Source organism: Microbacterium sp. TW_SC_2, from assembly GCF_055361165.1.
On record NZ_CM143952.1, the window covers coordinates 2,913,974 to 2,931,872 of the forward strand.

Annotated in this window: 18 protein-coding genes; 10 read left to right on the forward strand and 8 right to left on the reverse strand. The window is 70.3% G+C overall.

The annotated features are described in order from the left end of the window. Nucleotides 1-143 precede the first annotated feature (143 nt). The gene (locus ACWA14_RS14130; protein WP_463794691.1) at nucleotides 144-1,055 is read right to left on the reverse strand and encodes an EamA family transporter; all 912 of its coding nucleotides are present in this window, start codon (nucleotides 1,053-1,055) and stop codon (nucleotides 144-146) included. Between the two features lie 39 nt (nucleotides 1,056-1,094). Between ACWA14_RS14130 and ACWA14_RS14135 the strand changes: the two genes are divergently transcribed. The 7 genes from ACWA14_RS14135 (at nucleotide 1,095) to ACWA14_RS14165 (ending at nucleotide 7,151) form a co-directional block, all read left to right on the forward strand. Next, nucleotides 1,095-1,631, forward strand: coding sequence for a CGNR zinc finger domain-containing protein (locus ACWA14_RS14135; RefSeq protein ID WP_463794693.1), 537 nt, complete (start codon nucleotides 1,095-1,097; stop codon nucleotides 1,629-1,631). 173 nt (nucleotides 1,632-1,804) lie between these two features. Then, nucleotides 1,805-2,392, forward strand: coding sequence for a glucose-6-phosphate isomerase family protein (locus tag ACWA14_RS14140; protein WP_463794695.1), 588 nt, complete (start codon nucleotides 1,805-1,807; stop codon nucleotides 2,390-2,392). Nucleotides 2,393-2,401: 9 nt separating this feature from the next. Further along, nucleotides 2,402-3,892, forward strand: coding sequence for a xylulokinase (xylB, locus tag ACWA14_RS14145; protein WP_463794697.1), 1,491 nt, complete (start codon nucleotides 2,402-2,404; stop codon nucleotides 3,890-3,892). Further along, on the forward strand, nucleotides 3,892-4,845 hold the full coding sequence (locus tag ACWA14_RS14150) for a phosphoglycerate dehydrogenase (RefSeq protein ID WP_463794699.1): 954 nt from the start codon (nucleotides 3,892-3,894) through the stop codon (nucleotides 4,843-4,845). Before xylB ends, ACWA14_RS14150 begins: the two co-directional genes overlap by 1 nt. Before the next feature lie 10 nt (nucleotides 4,846-4,855). Next, on the forward strand, nucleotides 4,856-5,827 hold the full coding sequence (locus tag ACWA14_RS14155; protein WP_463794702.1) for a shikimate dehydrogenase family protein: 972 nt from the start codon (nucleotides 4,856-4,858) through the stop codon (nucleotides 5,825-5,827). Then, a complete protein-coding gene (locus ACWA14_RS14160) occupies nucleotides 5,824-6,831 on the forward strand; it encodes a phosphotriesterase family protein (RefSeq protein WP_463794705.1) in 1,008 nt (335 codons plus the stop codon). Before ACWA14_RS14155 ends, ACWA14_RS14160 begins: the two co-directional genes overlap by 4 nt. A 23-nt stretch (nucleotides 6,832-6,854) precedes the next feature. Then, complete coding sequence (locus ACWA14_RS14165; RefSeq protein ID WP_463794707.1) at nucleotides 6,855-7,151, forward strand: putative quinol monooxygenase; 297 nt, start codon at nucleotides 6,855-6,857, stop codon at nucleotides 7,149-7,151. A gap of 234 nt (nucleotides 7,152-7,385) precedes the next feature. Here ACWA14_RS14165 and ACWA14_RS14170 read toward each other — a convergent pair whose 3' ends face one another. The 4 genes from ACWA14_RS14170 to ACWA14_RS14185 all read right to left on the reverse strand — a co-directional run bounded on the left by ACWA14_RS14170 (nucleotide 7,386) and on the right by ACWA14_RS14185 (nucleotide 12,080). Beyond that, nucleotides 7,386-8,387, reverse strand: coding sequence for a substrate-binding domain-containing protein (locus ACWA14_RS14170; protein ID WP_463794710.1), 1,002 nt, complete (start codon nucleotides 8,385-8,387; stop codon nucleotides 7,386-7,388). A 96-nt stretch (nucleotides 8,388-8,483) separates the two neighbouring features. Beyond that, nucleotides 8,484-9,518 carry an ABC transporter permease gene (locus tag ACWA14_RS14175; protein ID WP_463794712.1) on the reverse strand — a complete coding sequence of 345 codons (1,035 nt, stop codon included), beginning with the start codon at nucleotides 9,516-9,518 and terminating at the stop codon, nucleotides 8,484-8,486. Next, nucleotides 9,518-11,020 carry a sugar ABC transporter ATP-binding protein gene (locus tag ACWA14_RS14180; RefSeq protein WP_463794715.1) on the reverse strand — a complete coding sequence of 501 codons (1,503 nt, stop codon included), beginning with the start codon at nucleotides 11,018-11,020 and terminating at the stop codon, nucleotides 9,518-9,520. The genes ACWA14_RS14175 and ACWA14_RS14180 overlap by 1 nt, the downstream gene beginning before the upstream one ends. 190 nt (nucleotides 11,021-11,210) lie before the next feature. Next, a complete protein-coding gene (locus ACWA14_RS14185; protein WP_463794717.1) occupies nucleotides 11,211-12,080 on the reverse strand; it encodes a sugar phosphate isomerase/epimerase family protein in 870 nt (289 codons plus the stop codon). A 192-nt stretch (nucleotides 12,081-12,272) separates the two neighbouring features. Between ACWA14_RS14185 and ACWA14_RS14190 the strand changes: the two genes are divergently transcribed. Then, nucleotides 12,273-13,271 (forward strand): LacI family DNA-binding transcriptional regulator, encoded by a 999-nt coding sequence (locus tag ACWA14_RS14190; protein WP_463794719.1) that lies wholly within the window; start codon nucleotides 12,273-12,275, stop codon nucleotides 13,269-13,271. 115 nt (nucleotides 13,272-13,386) lie between these two features. Here the strand turns inward: ACWA14_RS14190 and ACWA14_RS14195 are convergent, their stop codons facing one another. The 3 genes from ACWA14_RS14195 to ACWA14_RS14205 are packed head-to-tail and all read right to left on the reverse strand — an operon-like array spanning nucleotide 13,387 to nucleotide 16,090. Continuing rightward, nucleotides 13,387-13,809: an RbsD/FucU family protein gene (locus ACWA14_RS14195; protein ID WP_463794721.1), complete on the reverse strand. Its 423-nt coding sequence runs from the start codon at nucleotides 13,807-13,809 to the stop codon at nucleotides 13,387-13,389. A 33-nt stretch (nucleotides 13,810-13,842) separates the two neighbouring features. Then, a complete protein-coding gene (locus ACWA14_RS14200; protein WP_463794723.1) occupies nucleotides 13,843-14,808 on the reverse strand; it encodes an aldo/keto reductase in 966 nt (321 codons plus the stop codon). Next, complete coding sequence (locus tag ACWA14_RS14205) at nucleotides 14,795-16,090, reverse strand: L-fuconate dehydratase (protein WP_463794725.1); 1,296 nt, start codon at nucleotides 16,088-16,090, stop codon at nucleotides 14,795-14,797. The genes ACWA14_RS14200 and ACWA14_RS14205 overlap by 14 nt, the downstream gene beginning before the upstream one ends. 124 nt (nucleotides 16,091-16,214) lie before the next feature. Here ACWA14_RS14205 and ACWA14_RS14210 point away from each other — a divergent pair, with 124 nt between their 5' ends. Further along, complete coding sequence (locus ACWA14_RS14210; protein WP_463794728.1) at nucleotides 16,215-17,075, forward strand: fumarylacetoacetate hydrolase family protein; 861 nt, start codon at nucleotides 16,215-16,217, stop codon at nucleotides 17,073-17,075. Continuing rightward, nucleotides 17,072-17,854: an SDR family NAD(P)-dependent oxidoreductase gene (locus tag ACWA14_RS14215; RefSeq protein ID WP_463794731.1), complete on the forward strand. Its 783-nt coding sequence runs from the start codon at nucleotides 17,072-17,074 to the stop codon at nucleotides 17,852-17,854. Before ACWA14_RS14210 ends, ACWA14_RS14215 begins: the two co-directional genes overlap by 4 nt. The last annotated feature ends 45 nt before the right edge of the window (nucleotides 17,855-17,899 follow it).

The following is a 17,899-nucleotide window of genomic DNA, read 5'->3' on the forward strand; positions in this document are numbered from 1 at the left end:
CGGGTCGGCAGGCGGGCAGGGCAGAGATAGAAGGGGGGAGGGAAGGAGGCGAGGGGGAGAGAGACGCGGGGCGGATCAGCGGGGGTCGGGGAGGGGTTCGACGAACTCCATCGATGCCGGGTCCGGCGCGGGCTCGCCCAGCTTCACCACCACCACACCGGCGAGCACGAGCGCCCGCCGAGCATCTGCAGCAGATCGGGCAACTGGCCCAGCAGCAACCAGCCGAAGAGCAGCGCGGCGACGACCTCGGCGAGGGCGATGAAGGATGCGAGTCGGGAACCCAGCATCCGCGTCGAGGCGATCCCGAGGACGTAGGCCAGCGCCGTGGCGATCAGCCCGATCGCGAGGACCGGCACGAACCACGGCACGGTACCGAAGCGGTACGCGATGTCGTCGGTGGTCCACGCGATCGGCAGCACGCCCACGAGGCCCGCGGCGGTGAGCCCGATCGCCCCCAGCAGCAGGCCTCCGCCCGCGAGCGCGAGCGGCGGCAGGCCCGTGTCGGCCTTCGCGGAGAGCAGGAAGTACGCCGCGGCGCCCACCATCGCGCCCAGCGCCCACAGGATGCCCGCGCCGTTCACCGTCGCACCGGTGAGGACGTCGAGCATCAGCACGAGGCCGACGAAGGCGATGACCGCGCCGAGGATGCTGCGCCGCGTCGGGCGTTCACCGCGGCGGATCCACAGCCACAGCACGACGGCGACCGGAGCCGTGTACTCGATCAGGAGCGCGATGCCGACGTCCATGACGGCGACGGCCTGGAAGTAGCAGAGCTGGGTCGCGGCGACGGCGAGCAGTCCGTACGCGGCCATCATGCCGAGATTGCGCCGGAGCACGCCCCAGCGCCCGCGCAGCGAGAGGATCGTCGGGACGAGCAGGACGAGCGCGGCGACCCAGATGCGCGCGGTCACAGCAGCACCGGGCGTCCATCCCGCATCGATGAGGCCGCGCGCCCAGCCTCCCGACATCCCGAACGCGAGGGCGGCACCGATCGCGAGCGGCAGCCCGAGTCGGACGCCCGGCATCCGGATGCTGTCATTGCTCACAGTGCTCATGGGATGTGACGCTACTCGGCGCGGATGTAAGATGTCAACATGATCTTCACCGATGACACGGAGTACGCCCTACGGTCCGCCGTCTGGCTCGTGAATTCCGCGGAGGATCCGGAGACCCTCGCCGACCTCGACGACCACCACGCCTTCCTCGAGGCGAATCCCTACACGGGTCGCCTCGATCGCGACGCCGCCGAGCTCGCGGCGCTGCGCGATCTGCGCCCGACCCTGCGCGCCATGCTGCTGGCCCCGCGTGAGGAGATGGCGGTGCTCGTGAACCAGGCCCTCGCGGCATCCCAGGTCGCCCCCCGCCTCGTGCGCCACGGCGACATGGACTGGCACCTGCACGCGGTGGCCGATGACCGCCCGCTCGCCGAACGCGTGCTGATCGAGACCGCGATGGCGATGATCGACGTCATCCGCGCCGACGAGGGCTCACGCATCTCGGTCTGCGACGACGACACGTGCCAGGCGCTCGCCCTCGACCTCTCGCGCAATCGCTCGAAGCGCTACTGCTCCACCGCCTGCGCCAACCGCAACGCGGTCGCCGCCTACCGCGCCCGCCGCGCCGAGGCCTGACCCCCTCCCCGCGCACCCCCTCCCCGCGCATCCGCGCGCACCGGCACGCGCGGATGCGCACGCACCTCTGGACTCCGCCTGTCATGACAGGTATGCTCACTTGTTATTACAGGTTGTCGACGCCCGGCGCGTGATGACCGCGCAACGACGCCCGCCGCCGACGAGGAGCATTGATGCCCGAGTTCCACACCCCGCCGATCTCCCCGATGGCGATCGCCTTCGACGCCGAGAAGCTCACGCTGTCTCCCGAGGGCCCGACCCTCACGCGCCGCATGTCCGACCTCGAGGGACTCTTCGTCGACGCCGAGGCCTGGGCCGCCGCATCCGCGGAAGAGAACCCCGTCGTGTACACCGTGGTCAGCTCGCCCGTCCCCGAGGTCGACCGCGAGCTGCCGCAGTCGATCACGACGATCATGCCGGGCGACACCTCGGGCGAGCTCTGGATGACCAAGGGCCACCAGCACCCGAACCACCAGGGCGAGATCTACCTGGCGCTCAAGGGCCGAGGCGGGCTGCTGATGTTCGACGGCGAACGCACCGAGTGGCTCGACATGCTGCCCGGCACGATCGGCTACATCCCCCCGGGCTGGGCGCACCGCTCCGTCAACACGGGCGACGAGCCCTACTCCTTCCTCGCGGTCTACCCGGGCGGCGCCGGCCACGACTACGGCTGGGTGCTCGCGCACGGCATGGGGTCGCGCGCCTACCGCACCGCCGACGGGTCCGTCGAGCTGCGTCCGTACTCCACGCCCTCGAACTAGGCGCCGTCCATGATCATCGCGCACGACCTGGGCACCACGGGCAACAAGGCCTCGCTGCACCACTCCGACGGACGGCTCGTCTCCTCGGTCACGGTGCCGTATCCGGCGCACTTCGCGGCGGGCGGCGTCGCGGAGCAGAACCCGGAGGACTGGTGGGATGCCGTCGTCGAGGCCACCCGCGCGCTGCTCGCGAAGACCGAGACCGGCCCGGCAGACGTCGCCGGGGTCGTCGTGGGCGGCCAGATGATGGGCGCCGTGCTGCTCGACGCCGACGGCGCCCCCGCGCGACCGGCGATCATCTGGGCCGACACGCGCGCGGGCGCGCAGCAGCGAGAGCTCGAGGCCGCCCTCGGTGCCGCGCACGCGTACGGCATCCTGGGACACCGCCTCAACCCCACCTACTCGGTCGAGAAGATCATGTGGGTGCGCGACAACGAACCCGAGGTGTGGGCGCGCGTGCGCCGCGTGTGCGTGGCGAAGGACTTCATCGTGCTGCGCCTCACCGGCCGCCTCGCGACCGACCGCTCCGACGCCTCGGGCACCAACGCCTACGACCAGGCCGCCGGCACGTGGTCCGCGGAGGTGCTGCAGGCCGCGCGCCTCGACCCCGCCCTGTTCCCCGAGATCCTGGAGTCGACGACGATCGCCGGCCGGCTCACGGATGCCGCGGCATCCGCCCTCGGTCTGCACACGGGCGTGCGCGTGGTGATGGGCGGCGGCGACGGCCCCCTCGCCGCGGTCGGCTCGGGCGTGGTGGCCCCGGAGGACGGCGCCTACGTGTGCCTGGGCACCTCGTCGTGGATCTCGTTCGCGGCGGATGCCCCGCTGCACGACCCCGCGATGCGCACGTTCACGTTCGACAACGTCGTCCCCGCCTCCTTCGTGCCCACCGCCACGATGCAGGCCGGTGGCGCCTCGGTGCAGTGGATCGCGGAAGCACTGTCGCCCGACCCCGCGCATCCGGAGACCGGGCGGCTCACGGCGGAGGCTGCCGGCGACCTCGACACCGAGGACCTCTACTTCCTGCCGTATCTGCTCGGCGAGCGATCACCGCACTGGGACCCCGACGCGCGCGGCGCCTTCGTCGGCATCGGCCGCCACCACACCCGGGCGCACCTCGTGCGCGCCGTGCTGGAGGGCACCGCGTTCAACCTGCTCACCTGCATCCAGGCGTTCCGGGCCGCGGGCGCGACGATCGACCGGATCGACGCGGTCGGCGGTGGCGCCCAGAGCGACGCGTACCTCGCGGTCCTGGCCGACGTCTGGGGCGTCCCCGTGCGTCGCCGCACGATCGTGGAGGAGGCGAACAGCCTCGGGGCGGCCGTCACGGGCGCCGTGGGTCTCGGGCTGGCGGAGTTCTCGGCGGCGCGGGCACTCAGCGAGGTCACGGCGGAGTTCACCCCGGATGCCGGTCGGCACGCCGTCTACGCGGCACGCCACGCCCGGTTCGACGACGCCTACACCGCCCTCGCCCCGTGGTTCGCGGGAGCGCCGCGCTGATGGCCGTCATCCTCGTCACCAGCCGCTCCTTCTCGGACGGCGATCTCGACCTCGTCACCCGGGCGAGCCAGGCCGGCCACCGCATCCTCCGAGGTCCGGCGCACCATGACCTCGACGAGCTCCGCTCCCTCCTGCACGGCGCCGACGCGTGGATCGCCGGCACCGGCCCGGTGACCGACGAGCACCTCGCGGCGGCTCCGCGCCTGCGCGTGATCGCCCGCTACGGCGTGGGCACCGAGGCCGTCGACCTCGACGCGGCCCGCCTCCGCGGCATCCCCGTCACGCACACCCCCGGCGCGAACGCCGAGGCGGTCGCGGATCACGCGGTCGCACTGATGCTCGCCGCCCTCCGCTTCGTGCCCGACGGCGACCGCCGCGTGCGCGCCGGCGACTGGAGCGTGAGACGAGGACGGGAGCTGGGAGCCGCGACCGTCGGCATCGTCGGCTTCGGACGGATCGGTCAGGGCGTCGCGAAGCGGCTGAGCGGCTTCGGATGCCGCGTGCTGGCCGCCGATCCCTTCCTCTCCCCCGACGTCGTGCGCGCGCAGGGCGCGGAGCCGGTCGAGCTCGACGAGCTGTTCCGCCGCGCCGACCTCGTCTCGCTCCACGCCCCGGGCGGTCAGCTGCTCGTCGACGCGGCACGTCTGGCCACCCTGCCCCGCGGCAGCGTGATCGTGAACACGGCACGCGGCGACCTGGTCGACGAGGATGCCGTCGCCACGGCGCTCCGCGACGGCACGCTCGCGGGGTACGCCGCCGACACCCTGCACGGTGACACCGCCGCCCAGGACAGCCCCCTGCTCGCCGCCGAGTTCGCCGACCGGGTGATCGTGACCCCGCACCTGGGCGCTCAGACGACCCAGGCCGTCGACGCCATGGGCGCGCTCTCGCTCGACGACGTGATCGCCGTGCTCCGGGGCGCCGAGCCCGCCCACCCTGTTCCGTCCCGCTAGGAGACCATCGATGACCTCGTCCCCCGCCCCGGCATCCGCCCCCGCGACGCTCCCCGGCACCACACCCGCCGGCTACATGGGGTTCGTCGGCGTCAGCACCGGCTCGTCGTCGATCATGCAGGTGTTCCCGCGCTGGGCCGAGGTGCTCGGACTCCCGACGCGCGAGCTGGTCGGCCACGACCTGCCGATGGATGCCACGCCCGCGCAGTACATCGCGATGGTCGAGCAGATCCGCGACGACCCGGCCCATCGCGGCGCCCTCGTCACGACGCACAAGATGAACGTGTACGCCGCGGCATCCGACCTGTTCGACGAACTCGACCCGTTCGCGGTGTCGTGCAGCGAGATCTCCAGCATCTCGAAGCGCGGCGACCGGTTGATCGGGCGGGCGAAGGATCCGCTGACGGTCGACCTCGCCCTGAACGACTTCCTGCCCGCCGATCACTTCGCCCGCACCGGCGCCGAGGTCGTGATCCTCGGGGCCGGGGGCTCCGGCACCGCGCTGAGCTGGGCGCTCGCCGAGCGCGCCGACGCGCCCGCGCGCGTGACGGTCACCGCGGTCTCCGACGCGGCGCTCGCGCACCTCCGCGCCGTGCACGACCAGCACGGCACGCCGCCGGAACTCCTCCGCTTCGTGCGCACCGACACGCCCGCCGAGGCCGCCGCACTCGTCGCCGCGGCCCCCGCAGGCTCCCTGATCGTGAACGCCACCGGGCTCGGCAAGGATCGCCCCGGCTCCCCCCTCCCCGACGAGGCGGTCTTCCCCGAGGGCGCCCACGTGTGGGAGTTCAACTACCGCGGATCGCTGGAGTTCCTGCAGCAGGCGCGCGCGCAGGAAGCCACCCGCTCGCTGCACGTGGTCGACGGCTGGCGGTATTTCATCCACGGCTGGTCGCAGGTGATCGCCGACGTCTTCGAGCTCGACCTCACCCCCGAGATCGTGGAGCGCCTGGCCGCGGCCGCGGAGTTCGCGCGCCGATGATCCGCACGGTCCTCGGCGACATCGACCCGGCGCAGCTCGGCACCACCGACTATCACGAGCACCTGTTCCAGGTGAGCCCGCTGCTGCCCGGCGATGAGCTCGACGACGAGCCGCGGTCGAGCGTCGAGGCGGGGCACCTGCGCGACAGCGGCTTCGCGGCGATGATCGATGCGACGCCGTTCGGGCTGGGCCGCGACCCCGAGGCCCTCGCCCGGATCAGTGCGGCGACCGGGCTGCACATCGTCGCCACGACCGGACGGCACCGCGAGGCGCACTACGACACCGCGCACCCGACGCGCGCGGCGGGCGCCGCCCAGCTGACCGCGCTGTTCGTGCGCGACATCACGACGGGCATGGGGGTGAGCGACGCGGTTCCCGAGGCCCGCCCCGCCGACTCCCCCACGGGCCACCCGGTGCGCGCCGGCATCCTCAAGGGCGGCATCGACTACTGGCGCATCAGCGACTTCGAGCGCACCACGTTGCACGCCCTGGCAGCCGCGCATCACGAGACGGGCGCGGCGATCATGGTGCATCTGGAGTTCTGCACCGCGGCGCACGAGGTGCTCGATCTGCTCGGCGAACGTGGGGTGCCGGCCGACCGCGTGGTGCTCGCGCACGCCGACCGCGACCCGGACGCCGGGCTGCATGCCTCGCTCGCCGAACGCGGGGCGTACCTCGGCTACGACGGCGTCGCCCGCCCGCGCACGCGCTCCGACGCCGAGCTGCTCGCCCTGACCGCCGACGTCGTGGCGCGCGGGGCCGGGCACCGGGTGCTCCTCGGCGGCGATGTCGCGCGCCGCACCCGCTACCTCGCCTACGGCGGGATGCCCGGGCTGGCGTACCTCGGCGACCGCTACGTTCCCCGGCTGCGCGCGCTCATCGGAGACGAATCCGTCGACCGGATGCTCCGGGACAATCCCGCCGCGCTCCTGCGTCTCGGACACGCGCGCGCGACCGAATCCGGCGCGGAAATCGGCGTTCGCCCCCATCTCCCGTCATACTGAAAGGGAGCCCCCGAAGGAGCGCCATGACCGAGCCGACCATCCTGCACGCGACGTTCACGGCGCGCCCGGGAGCAGCCGATCGTCTGGTGGCGCTGCTGCGGGATTTCGCCGAAGTGGTGCGCAGCGAGGAAGGCAACATCGTCTTCGATGCGTCCCGGCTCGCCGACGACCCGGATCGGTTCTTCGTCTACGAGGTGTACCGCGATGACGAGGCCTTCCAGGCTCACCTGTCCTCTCCTTCGGGAGTCCCGTTCAACGCCGAGCTGCAGGAGCTGATCGTCGAACCGACGTCTCAGCTCACCTTCCTGCAGCGCCTCTGATCCTCCGCCGGCCTCGCGCCGGCGGCCGAGCCCCCGGAGTCCCCACACCCCTCCGTGTAGGAATCCGGGCGAAGGGCACGGATGCCGGGGAGATCCCCCCTCTCCCCGGCATCCGTGTGTCGACCTCCTCACCGTGACGCGACGTCGCGACCGGTGACACGAGGAAGCCCCCCACCGGGCGGTGGGGGGCTTCCTCGATCTCAGCGGATCAGCGTGTCACTCCGAGAGGGAGTGTCACTCGTAGAGGACCGCAGCGATCTTCGGGTCCTCGATGTTGGTCTCGTCGTACCAGTACGAACCGGTGTCGTAGAACTCCTCGACCGAGTCGCCGTTGGCCGCGTCGTAGGCGGCCTGCACGACCTGTGCGCCGATGCCGATCGGGTCCTGCGTGATGGCGCCGGCCATGGTGCCGTCCTTGATGGCGTTGATCTGCGCGGCGCCGGAGTCGAAGCCGACGATCGTGATCTTGCCCTTCTCCAGACCGAGCTCGTTCACCGCGTTGACGACGCCGATGGCGGAGCCCTCGTTGGTGCCGTAGATGCCCTTGAGGTCGGGGTGCGCCGAGATCAGCGTCTTGGCGATGTCGGCCGACTTCAGGTGGTCGCCGTCGCCGTACTGGATGTCGACGATCTCGATGTCGGGGAAGTCCGACTCGATCTTCTCGACGAAGCCGTCACGACGCTCGACACCGGTCGAGTTGATCTGCGAGTGGCCGACGATCGCGACCTCGCCCGATCCGCCGATCAGCTCGGCCATGTGCTCGGCGGCGAGTGCACCGGCGACCTTGCTGTCGGTGGCGGCGAGGCTCAGACCGACGTCGCCGTTGCACGGGGCGTCGAAGTAGACCACCGGGATGTCCTTCGACTTGGCCTGCTCGAGCGGGGCGACGCACGCCTCGGGGTCGAGGGCGGCGTAGGCGATGGCATCCGGGTTCTTGTCGATGGCGGTGGTGAGCATCTCGAGCTGCTGCGCGATCTCGGTCTCGGCCGCGGGGCCTTCGAACGTGATCCGCACACCGAGCTCTTCTGCGCGCTCCTCGGCGCCCTGCTTGACGGCCTGCCAGAACTGGTGCTGGAAGCCCTTGGAGACGAGGGCGATGTACATCTCTCCGTCGCCGCTGCCGGCGCTGTCACCGCCGCCTTCCTCGATCACGTCGCCACCGCCGGCACAGCCGGCGAACACGAGCGCGGATGCTGCGACGAGTGCCGCGAATGCGGTCTTCTTGCCGAAATTCATGAAAACTCCATTGTTCTGTGTGTGAGTGCTGTGAGTGCCGGCCGGGGCCGGCGGGGAACTGCGTGGTGCGTATTGAGTTGAGTCGGGTGCGAGAGGTCAGGTCCGCTGGCGGTTGCGCAGCGAGTCGAGGAAGACGGCCAGCAGCACGACGATGCCGACGACGACGTTCTGCCATTCGGACTGGATCGACATGATGCGCAGGCCGTTGACCAGCACGCTCATGATCAGCGCGCCGATGACGGTGCCGAGGATGGAGCCACGTCCGCCCAGCAGGGAGGTGCCGCCGATGATGACCGCGGCGATCGCCTGCAGCTCGTATCCGGTGCCGATCTGCGGCTGGGCGGAGTCGAGGCGGGCGGCGATCACGATGCCCGCGATGCCGGTGAAGGCGCCGGCGAACATGTAGATGAGGATCGTCCAGCGTCGCGTGTTCACGCCCGAGAGGCGCGTGGCCTCCTCGTTCGAGCCGATCGCGAAGGTGTAGCGGCCGAGGAGCGTCTTCGACAGCACGAGCCAGGCGATGACCGCGACCACCGCGGTGATCAGCACGGCGTTCGGGATGCCGGGGATGATCACGCCGAGCGCGATCTTCTTGAAGTCCGGCGCCGAGGTCGAGAAGTAGATCGGCGAGACGTTCGAGATGACCAGGGCGAGACCGCCGGCGATCATCATCATCGCGAGGGTCGCGATGAACGGCGGGAGCCGCAGGAACGTGATGTTCACGCCGTTGACGAGACCCATCAGGACGCCGGTGAGGACGCCGCCGATCACGCCGACCCAGACCGGCAGGCCCATGTTCGTCACGAACACACCCGTCATGACGGCGCAGAGCGCCATGCCGGTGCCGATCGAGAGATCGATGCCGCCGGTGATGATGACGAAGGTGGTGCCGAGGGCGAGGATGCCGATCACCGCGGTCGACAGCAGCACGGTGGCGATGTTGCTGAACGTGAAGAAGGCCGGGCTGGCGATCGAGAAGAAGATGACCAGCACGATCAGCGTGCCGAAGGCCAGCGACTGCTGGAGCTGGCGCTTCAGGAAGCCGCCGATGTCGCGCTTGTCGGTGTTCTCCGTGACGGCGGTCTGGATGATCGTCGTCGTCGACGATCCGGGCTGCTGCGGGGTGCTCATCAGTCTTCCTCCCCGTGGGCTGCGAGTTGCATGATCTTCTCCTGGCTGGCTTCCTCGTTGCGGAGCGTTCCGGTGATGCGACCGTTCGCGAAGACCGCGATGCGGTTCGCGACGCGGAGGATCTCCGGGAGCTCCGATGAGATGACGATGATGGACTTGCCCTGGTCAGCGAGCTGCTGCATCAGGCGGTAGATCTCCTCCTTCGCGCCGACGTCGATCCCTCGGGTCGGCTCGTCGAAGATGAGGATGTCGCAGTCGCGCATCAGCCACCGGGCGATGACGACCTTCTGCTGGTTCCCTCCGGAGAGGAGCTTGACGACCTGGTTCACCGAGGGCGTCTTCACCCTCAGCTGCTGCACGTACTCCTTGGTGCGGTTCTTGGCCTTGCTGTCGCCCATCCAGCCGATGCCGTTGGCGTACGACCCGAGGGAGGCGAGCACGGTGTTGAACGTGACGTCCTGCTCGAGCATGAGCCCGAGGAGCTTGCGGTCCTCGGAGAGGTAGCCGAGACCGTGCTTCACGGCATCCGCCGGCTGGGTGATCCGCACCGGCTGTCCGCCGATCGCGATGGAGCCCCCGTCGCGGTGGTCGGCGCCGATCACGGCGCGCGCGGTCTCGGTGCGACCGGCGCCCATGAGTCCGGCGAAGCCGAGGATCTCACCGCGGTGGAGCTGGAACGACACGTCCTTCAGCAGGTTCTTGGTCGACAGCCCCTGCACGTCGAGGACCACCGGGTCGTTGGCGTGCTCGCGGGCCGTCGGACGCGTTCCCTCATCGATCGGACGACCGACCATCATCTCGATGATGGTCGGGATGCTGACCTCGGACTTCTGAAGTGATCCGATGTATGCACCGTCGCGGAGCACCGTGACGCGGTCGGCGAGGCGGCGCAGCTCATCCATGCGGTGCGAGATGTAGACGATGCCCGTGCCGCGCGCCTTGAGCTGCTCGATCAGCACGAAGAGCGTCTCGACCTCGGAGTCGGTGAGCGCCGAGGTGGGCTCGTCCATGATGAGGACCTTGGCGTTGAAGGACAGCGCCTTGGCGATCTCCACCATCTGCTGCTCCGCGACCGTGAGCTCGCCGACGAGCTGCCGGGGGTTGAGCCGGATGTCGAGGCGCGTGAGCAGCTCGGCCGTCTGCGCGTTGAGCTTGCGCTCCGACAGGAAGGGACCCGTCTGCGGCTCCCGGCCTACGTAGATGTTCTGCGCCACGGTCAGATCGGGCATCAGGTTGAGCTCCTGATGGATGATCGTGACGCCGAGCTCCTGCGCCTGCAGGGGGCTGGTGAGCTCCACCTCCCGGCCCTCGAACGTGATCGTGCCCTCGTCCTTGGTGTAGATCCCGGAGAGGATCTTCATGAGCGTGGACTTGCCCGCGCCGTTCTCGCCGACGAGCACGAGCACCTCACCGGCGTGGACCTCGAGGTGCACGTCCTTCAGCGCCTGCACACCGGGGAATCCCTTGCTGATGCCATCGACTCTGAGAATGGGATCACTCATGTGCTCACCTGCTTCCTTGAAGGTTGTGAATGTCGACGCCCGCGATCTGAATCGCAAACATCGGATCAATTCTGCACTCACGCGATATCTCACGCAAGTTGTATCTAAATGTAACTAACCGGGGAGGGGATGGGAAGACCTGTAATAACATCTTGGCCACAGGTCTCTCCTTCGCCCCCGGCGCCGTGCGTCAGTGCAATCGGATCGAGTCCACGGCGACGAGCTTGTCGCGGATGAACGCGTTCGCGTGCGCACCGAGTTCCTCGTTGTCTGTCCAGAGGTTGCGCCAGATGCCCAGCATCCGACTCAGATCCGGGGCGACCACCGCCGAGGAGAACGACTCGAACACGATCGGCCCGTCGTAGTCGATCCGGCCCAGCGCCTTGAAGAACGTGTCGAAGTCGACCGTGCCGGTGCCGAGGTAGCCGCGGTGGCTCTCGCCGATGTGCACGTAGCGCAGGCTCGGCGCCGCGTCGAGGACCGGCGCGAACATGTCCGACTCCTCGATGTTCATGTGGTACGTGTCGAGGTGGATGCCGAGGTTCGGACGATCGACCTCCGCGAGATAGGCGATCGCCTGGCGCGCGGTGTTGAGCACGTTGGTCTCGTAGCGGTTCACGACCTCGAGGGCGACCGAGACGCCGCGCTCGGCGGCGTGGTCGGCGACCTTCGCGATCGCCCGACGGCTGCTCTCGAGGCCCGCCGGGGTCACTGGCTCCATGTACTTCTTCATGGCGCTGTAGATCACGCCGCAGAAGTGGGTGCCGCCGAGGTCGGCCAGCACATCGACCGCGCGGATCAGCAGCGCCTCGCCGGCCGCGACCACCGCGGGGTCGGAACCGGTGACGTCGGTGGCCTCGGACAGCCCGAGCGACGCGCTCACCGCGAGGTCGTGCTCCTCCAGCGCCGCCTTCGCCGCGTCGACGTCGAAGGCGAACGGATCCATCAGCGGGAACTCGATGAGGTCGAACCCGGCTTCCTTGGTCTTCTCGACCGACAGGCGGATGCCGTCGGCGTCGAAGGTCCCCGTCCACACGAGTCCGTGGCATCCGATGTTCATGGGGCCTCTCGGAGACGGGTGTGCGGCACCATCGCCTCGGCTACTTGGCACGTTGCAAGTTGCGCTGCGGGCAACGATAGGTCGGCGCCTCGCGCCTGTCAAGAACTTTCTTGGCACGTGCCAAGTTTCGGGGATACTGTGGTGTCGACCGCTCATCCGAGCAGGTGCGGCCACCGCGACGAAGGAGTTCCGATGCCGGCCAGCGTGAAGGACGTGGCAGCACTCGCCCGCGTCTCCTCCTCGACCGTGTCGAACTACCTCAACCACCCGCACGTGCTCGGCGCGGCGAGCCGCGAACGCGTCCGGGCCGCGATCGAGGAGCTCGGTTTCGTGCCGAACGAATCGGCGCGCCAGCTGCGGGCGGGCTCCAGCAAGGCGCTGGCGCTGATCCTGCTCGATGCCTGGCTGCCCTATTTCAACGAGCTCTCCCGCGGCGTCGAGGATGTCACGCGCGAGGGCGGCTGGTCGCTGTTCTACAGCAACAGCAACCGCGACAGCGCCCAGGAGCGCCGCAACATCGAGATGTTCGAGGCGCACCGGGTGCAGGGCATCGTGATCTATCCGCACGACGACGTCGTGCCGCAGCTCGAGCGGGTCGCCGACCGCGGCATCCGCTCGGTGGTCGTCGGCCCCATCCCGCCCTCGTCGAAGATCGCCTCGGTGCTGTTCGACGACCGCGGTGGCGGACGTCTGGCCGGCGAGCACCTGCTCGCGCTCGGCCGCCGTCGCCTGCTGTTCCTCGGCACCCCGACCGTGAGCCAGTCGAACGACCGCCTGCAGGGTCTGCGCGATGCGGCCGACGCGGACGCCGAGATCCTGGTGCACGACGTCTCGGACCTGATCACCGAGGAGGGCCTGCGCGCGGCGGCGGCGATCATCGCGATGCCCGCGTCGGAGCGCCCCGATGCCGTCTTCGCGGCCAACGACATGGTCGCGCTCGGCGTGCTGACCGGGCTGCTCCGGCACGGCATCCGGGTACCCGAGGACATCGCCCTCGTGGGCTTCGACGATGTGGCCCAGGCGCACCAGAGCGTGGTGCCGCTCACGAGCGTGCGGCAGCCCGGCTACGAGATCGGCCGCGCGGCGGGTGCCGCTCTGCTGCGTCAGCTGGCCGACCCCGCCGCGCCCCCGCCGGAGACGACGCCGTTCGCCGCGGAGCTCATCGTGCGGGAATCGACGATCGGGCGCTGACCCGGCGCACCGCCGCGGCGAGTGCCGCGCGCCGGGCGTTCACGATTCAGGACGATCGGCCCGCAGGAGCCCGATTTCGGCCGCATCCGGGTCGCGGTGCGACAAACAGACTGAATTATGAACGCGACGCGTGGCCCACCACGCCCTTGCGCAGCAGCGCATTGCCGTACTTGCGCGTCTCGCCGGTGCGCACGAGCACGTAAGCCTCCTTCGCGAGGTCGTAGTACGCGAAGCGCTCCACGAAACGGGTCGTCTCGACCTCCGTTCCCGCGGCGGCCATCAGCTCGCGCTGCACGTCGAGCAGCGCGCCGTCGGCCGAGGCCATCAGGTCGATGCCCGGAGCGTCGTCGAGCGGCAGCACCGTGCGGATCGCCGCGACCACGTCGGGCGTCGCGGTACCCGGGAGGTCGACGACGCGCTCCCCCAGGCCCCACGCGGGGAAGTGCGCGTCGGCGATCACGACGGAGTCGGAGTGCCCCATGCGGTCGAGGTGCAGCAGCAGCTCGCCCGTGAGCAGCGGGTGGATTCCTTCGAGCACGGCGGCTCCTTCCGGGTGGGGGACAGCGGGCGGTCAGGCGGGGATGAGGCCTTCGGCGGCGAGGTTCTCCCACAGCGCGTCGGGGATATCGAGCGCGGCGTACTCGGCGTTCTGCCGCAGCTGCGCCGGGCGACTGCCCCCGACCACGACCGCGCGCACCTCCGCGGCCTGCAGCGGGAACCGGATCGCGGCCGCCGGGAGCGGCACATCGTGGTCCGCGCACACCGCGGCGATGCGCACCAGGCGGTCCCAGAGCGCGTCGGGCAGCTGACCGTACTCGTACCGGCCGTCGCGACGCGGCTCGCTCGAGGCGAGCAGCCCGGAGTTGAACACGGATGCCGCCACGATCCCGGTGCCGGTCTCGCGGCAGGCGGGAAGCACCTCGGCCGCGGCCGGCTGCTCGAGCAGCGTGTACCGCCCGGCGACCATGACCAGGTCGAGATCCGCGGAGCGCACGGCGGCGGCCAGCGCCTCGGACACCATCGAGCCGACACCGATCGCGGCGACCTCGCCGGCGGCGCGCAGCTGCTCCAGGGCGGGCAGCGCCTCCGCGAGCGCGAGGTCGAGGTCGTGCCGCTCGGGGTCGTGCAGGTACAGCAGGTCGATGCGCTCGATGCCGAGGCGGTCACGCGATTCCTCGATGCTCGTGCGGATGCCGTCTGCCGAGAAGTCCCACACCCGCTGCAGGTCGTCGGGCACGTGGAAGTCGTTCGCGGTGTCGAGGCCCCCGGCGTGCGCGGGGTTGGGGCGCAGCAGTCGGCCGACCTTGGTCGACAGCACGAACTCCTCGCGGGGCTTGGTCTGCAGGAACGCGCCGAGCCGGCGCTCGGAGAGGCCGAGGCCGTAGTGGGGCGCGGTGTCGAAGAAGCGGATGCCGCTCTCCCACGCGGCATCCAGCACCGCCCACGCCTCGTCGTCGTTGAGGGCACGGAACAGGTTGCCCACGTTGGCGGCACCGTAGCCGAGCGTCGGCACCTCGAGGCGGTCAGACGACGACATGCGCGCCCGTCCACGTGTACGCCGCGATGCTGTCGGCCTTCATCTCCATGCTCGCCCCGGGTGCGGTCGGCGCCATGTACGAGCCGCCCTGGATGTCGGTGGGCACGACGAAGTGCTCGTGCAGGTGGTCGACGAACTCGATCAGGCGTCCCTCGCGCGTGCCGGTCACGGCGACGAAGTCGAACATCGACAGGTGCTGCACGGCCTCGCACAGGCCGACGCCGCCGGCGTGCGGGCAGACCGGCACGCCGAACTTGGCGGCGAGCAGCAGGTTCGCGATGTTCTCGTTCACGCCCGCGACGCGCACGGCGTCGATCTGCATGACCGAGATCGCGTCGGCCTGCAGCAGCTGCTTGAAGATGACGCGGTTCTGCGCGTGCTCCCCGGTGGCCACACGGATCGGGGCGATGCCGCGCGCGATCTCCGCGTGCCCGAGCACGTCGTCGGGGCTCGTCGGCTCCTCGACCCAGGCGGGATGGAACTCGGCGAGCGCGTTCACCCACGCGATCGCCTCCGACACCTCCCAGCGCTGGTTGGCGTCGATCGCGATGGGGAAGTCGGGGCCGCAGACCTCGCGGGCCTTGCGGAAACGGCGGATGTCGTCGTCGAGGTCGGCGCCCACCTTGAGCTTGATCTGCGTGAAGCCGTCGGCCATGGCCTCGCGGGCGAGGCGCTCGAGCTTCTCGTCCGAGTAGCCGAGCCAGCCGGGACTCGTGGTGTACCCCGGATAGCCGGTCGCGAGCAGTTCCCGCTCGCGTTCGATGCGGCCGGGCTCCGCGGCGCGGAGGATCTCGAGCGCGTCCTCGCGGGTCAGCGCGTTGGTGAGGTAGCGGAAGTCGACCAGGTCGACGAGTTCCTCGGGGCTCATCCGTGCGAGCAGCTGCCACAGCGGAAGGCCCGCGCGCTTGGCCTTGATGTCCCACAGTGCGTTGATCACGGCGCCGATCGCCATGTGCATGACGCCCTTCTCCGGGCCCAGCCAGCGCAGCTGCGAGTCGCCGATGATCGCGCGGAACGTGCCGCCCATGTCGTCCAGCAGCGGTTCGATCTCGCGCCCGACCAGGTGTCCGGCGAGCGCGTCGATCGCCGCGACCTGCACGTCGTTGCCGCGCCCGATCGTGAACACGAACGCGTGTCCCGCGATGTCGTCGTCGGCGTCGGTGCGCACGATCACGTACGCCGCGGAGTAGTCGGGGTCCGGGTTCATCGCGTCCGACCCGTCGAGGCTGAGCGACGTGGGGAAGCGGATGTCGGTGGTGTCGAGGGCGACGATACGGCTCACAGGATTCCTCTCCATGCGCGAGTGGTTTTCGTCGCGCGGATCTCTTGGAGTGTAAACATCGGATGTCTATACTGTCAACGAGACAGGCTGCCGCGAGGTGGTCGACCGACGGATCAGGAGAATCATGAAGTTCGCGCGGCTTGGCGCCCCTGGGGCAGAGATCCCCGTCCTCGTGGAGGGCGACCGTTCCTACGACCTCCGGTCGGTGACATCCGATGTGAACGGCGACTTCCTCGCCGGCGACTTCCGCTCGCGGGTGGCCGCGGCGCATGCGGCCCACGAGCTCCCCGAGATCGCGGATGCCGCGGCGCTCCGCATCGGCGCCCCGATCGCCCGCCCCAGCGCGGTGATCTGCGTCGGCATGAACTACGCCGCGCACGCCGCCGAGTCCGGCTCGCAGCCGCCGACCATCCCGATCATCTTCCTGAAGACCCCGAACACGGTCGTCGGCCCGAACGACGCCGTCACGATCCCCCGGGGCAGCGAGAAGACCGACTGGGAGGTCGAGCTCGGCATCGTGATCGGTGCCCGCGCTTCCTACCTCGACTCGCCCGAGGAGTCGCTCGCGCACGTCGCCGGCTTCGTGACCGCCAATGACGTCTCGGAACGCGCCTTCCAGATCGAGGTCTCGGGCGGCCAGTGGTCGAAGGGCAAGATCGCCCCCGGCTTCAACCCGACCGGCCCGTGGCTGGTCACCCCCGACGAGGTCGATCACCACGCACTCGGACTCCGCAGCTTCGTGAACGGCGAGCCGCGGCAGGACTCGAACACGAGCGACATGATCTTCACGGTCGAGCACATCGTGCACCACCTCTCGCAGTACGTCGCACTCGAGCCCGGAGACCTCATCCTCACCGGCACCCCGCAGGGGGTCGCCCTGTCGGGCAACTTCCCCTACCTCGCGGCCGGCGACGTGGTGGAGATCGAGATCGACGGCCTCGGCCGACAGCGCCAGGAGTTCGTGGCCTGGGAGGCACGGCGATGACCGCGTCGGCTCCCGAGACGGACACGCGCCGCGGCGGACTGGACGGACTCGTGGCGATCGTCACCGGCGGCGCCTCGGGCATCGGCGCCGCGATCGCGCACCGGCTGCACGCCGACGGCGCCCGGGTCGCGGTGCTCGACCGCGACACCGGCCCGGCGGATGCCGCGTTCGCCGCCTTCACCGCCGACGTCTCCGACCGCGCGAGCGTGGATGCCGCCGTCGCCGCCGTCGCCGAGCGGTTCGGCCGCATCGACATCCTCGTCAACAACGCCGGCATCGGGGCGCAGGGCGACATCACCGCGAACGACGACGACGAGTGGGCCCGGGTCCTCTCCATCAACGTGACGGGTATCGCCCGGGTGACCGCGGCGGCTCTGCCCTGGCTCCGCCGCTCCCCCGCGGCGGCGATCTGCAACACGGCATCCATCGCCTCCACCACCGGCCTGCCCCAGCGCGCGCTGTACACCGCGTCGAAGGGGGCCGTCTCGGCGCTCACCCGCGCCATGGCCACCGACCATCTGCGCGAGGGCATCCGCGTCAACGCCGTGAACCCCGGCACGGCCGACACCCCGTGGGTCGGCCGCCTGCTGGATTCCGCGGCCGATCCCGCCGCCGAGCGCGCCGCGCTGGAAGCCCGTCAGCCGCACGGCCGACTGGTCACTGCCGACGAGGTCGCGGCGGCGGTCGCCTATCTCGTCGGGCCGTCCGCCGGCTCCACGACGGGCACGTTCATCGAGGTCGACGGAGGCATGGCGCAGTTGCGCCCGCGTCCGGTGTGACCCGCCCGCGCGGCACCCGCGGATCGCTCCGCGGGTGCCACGCGG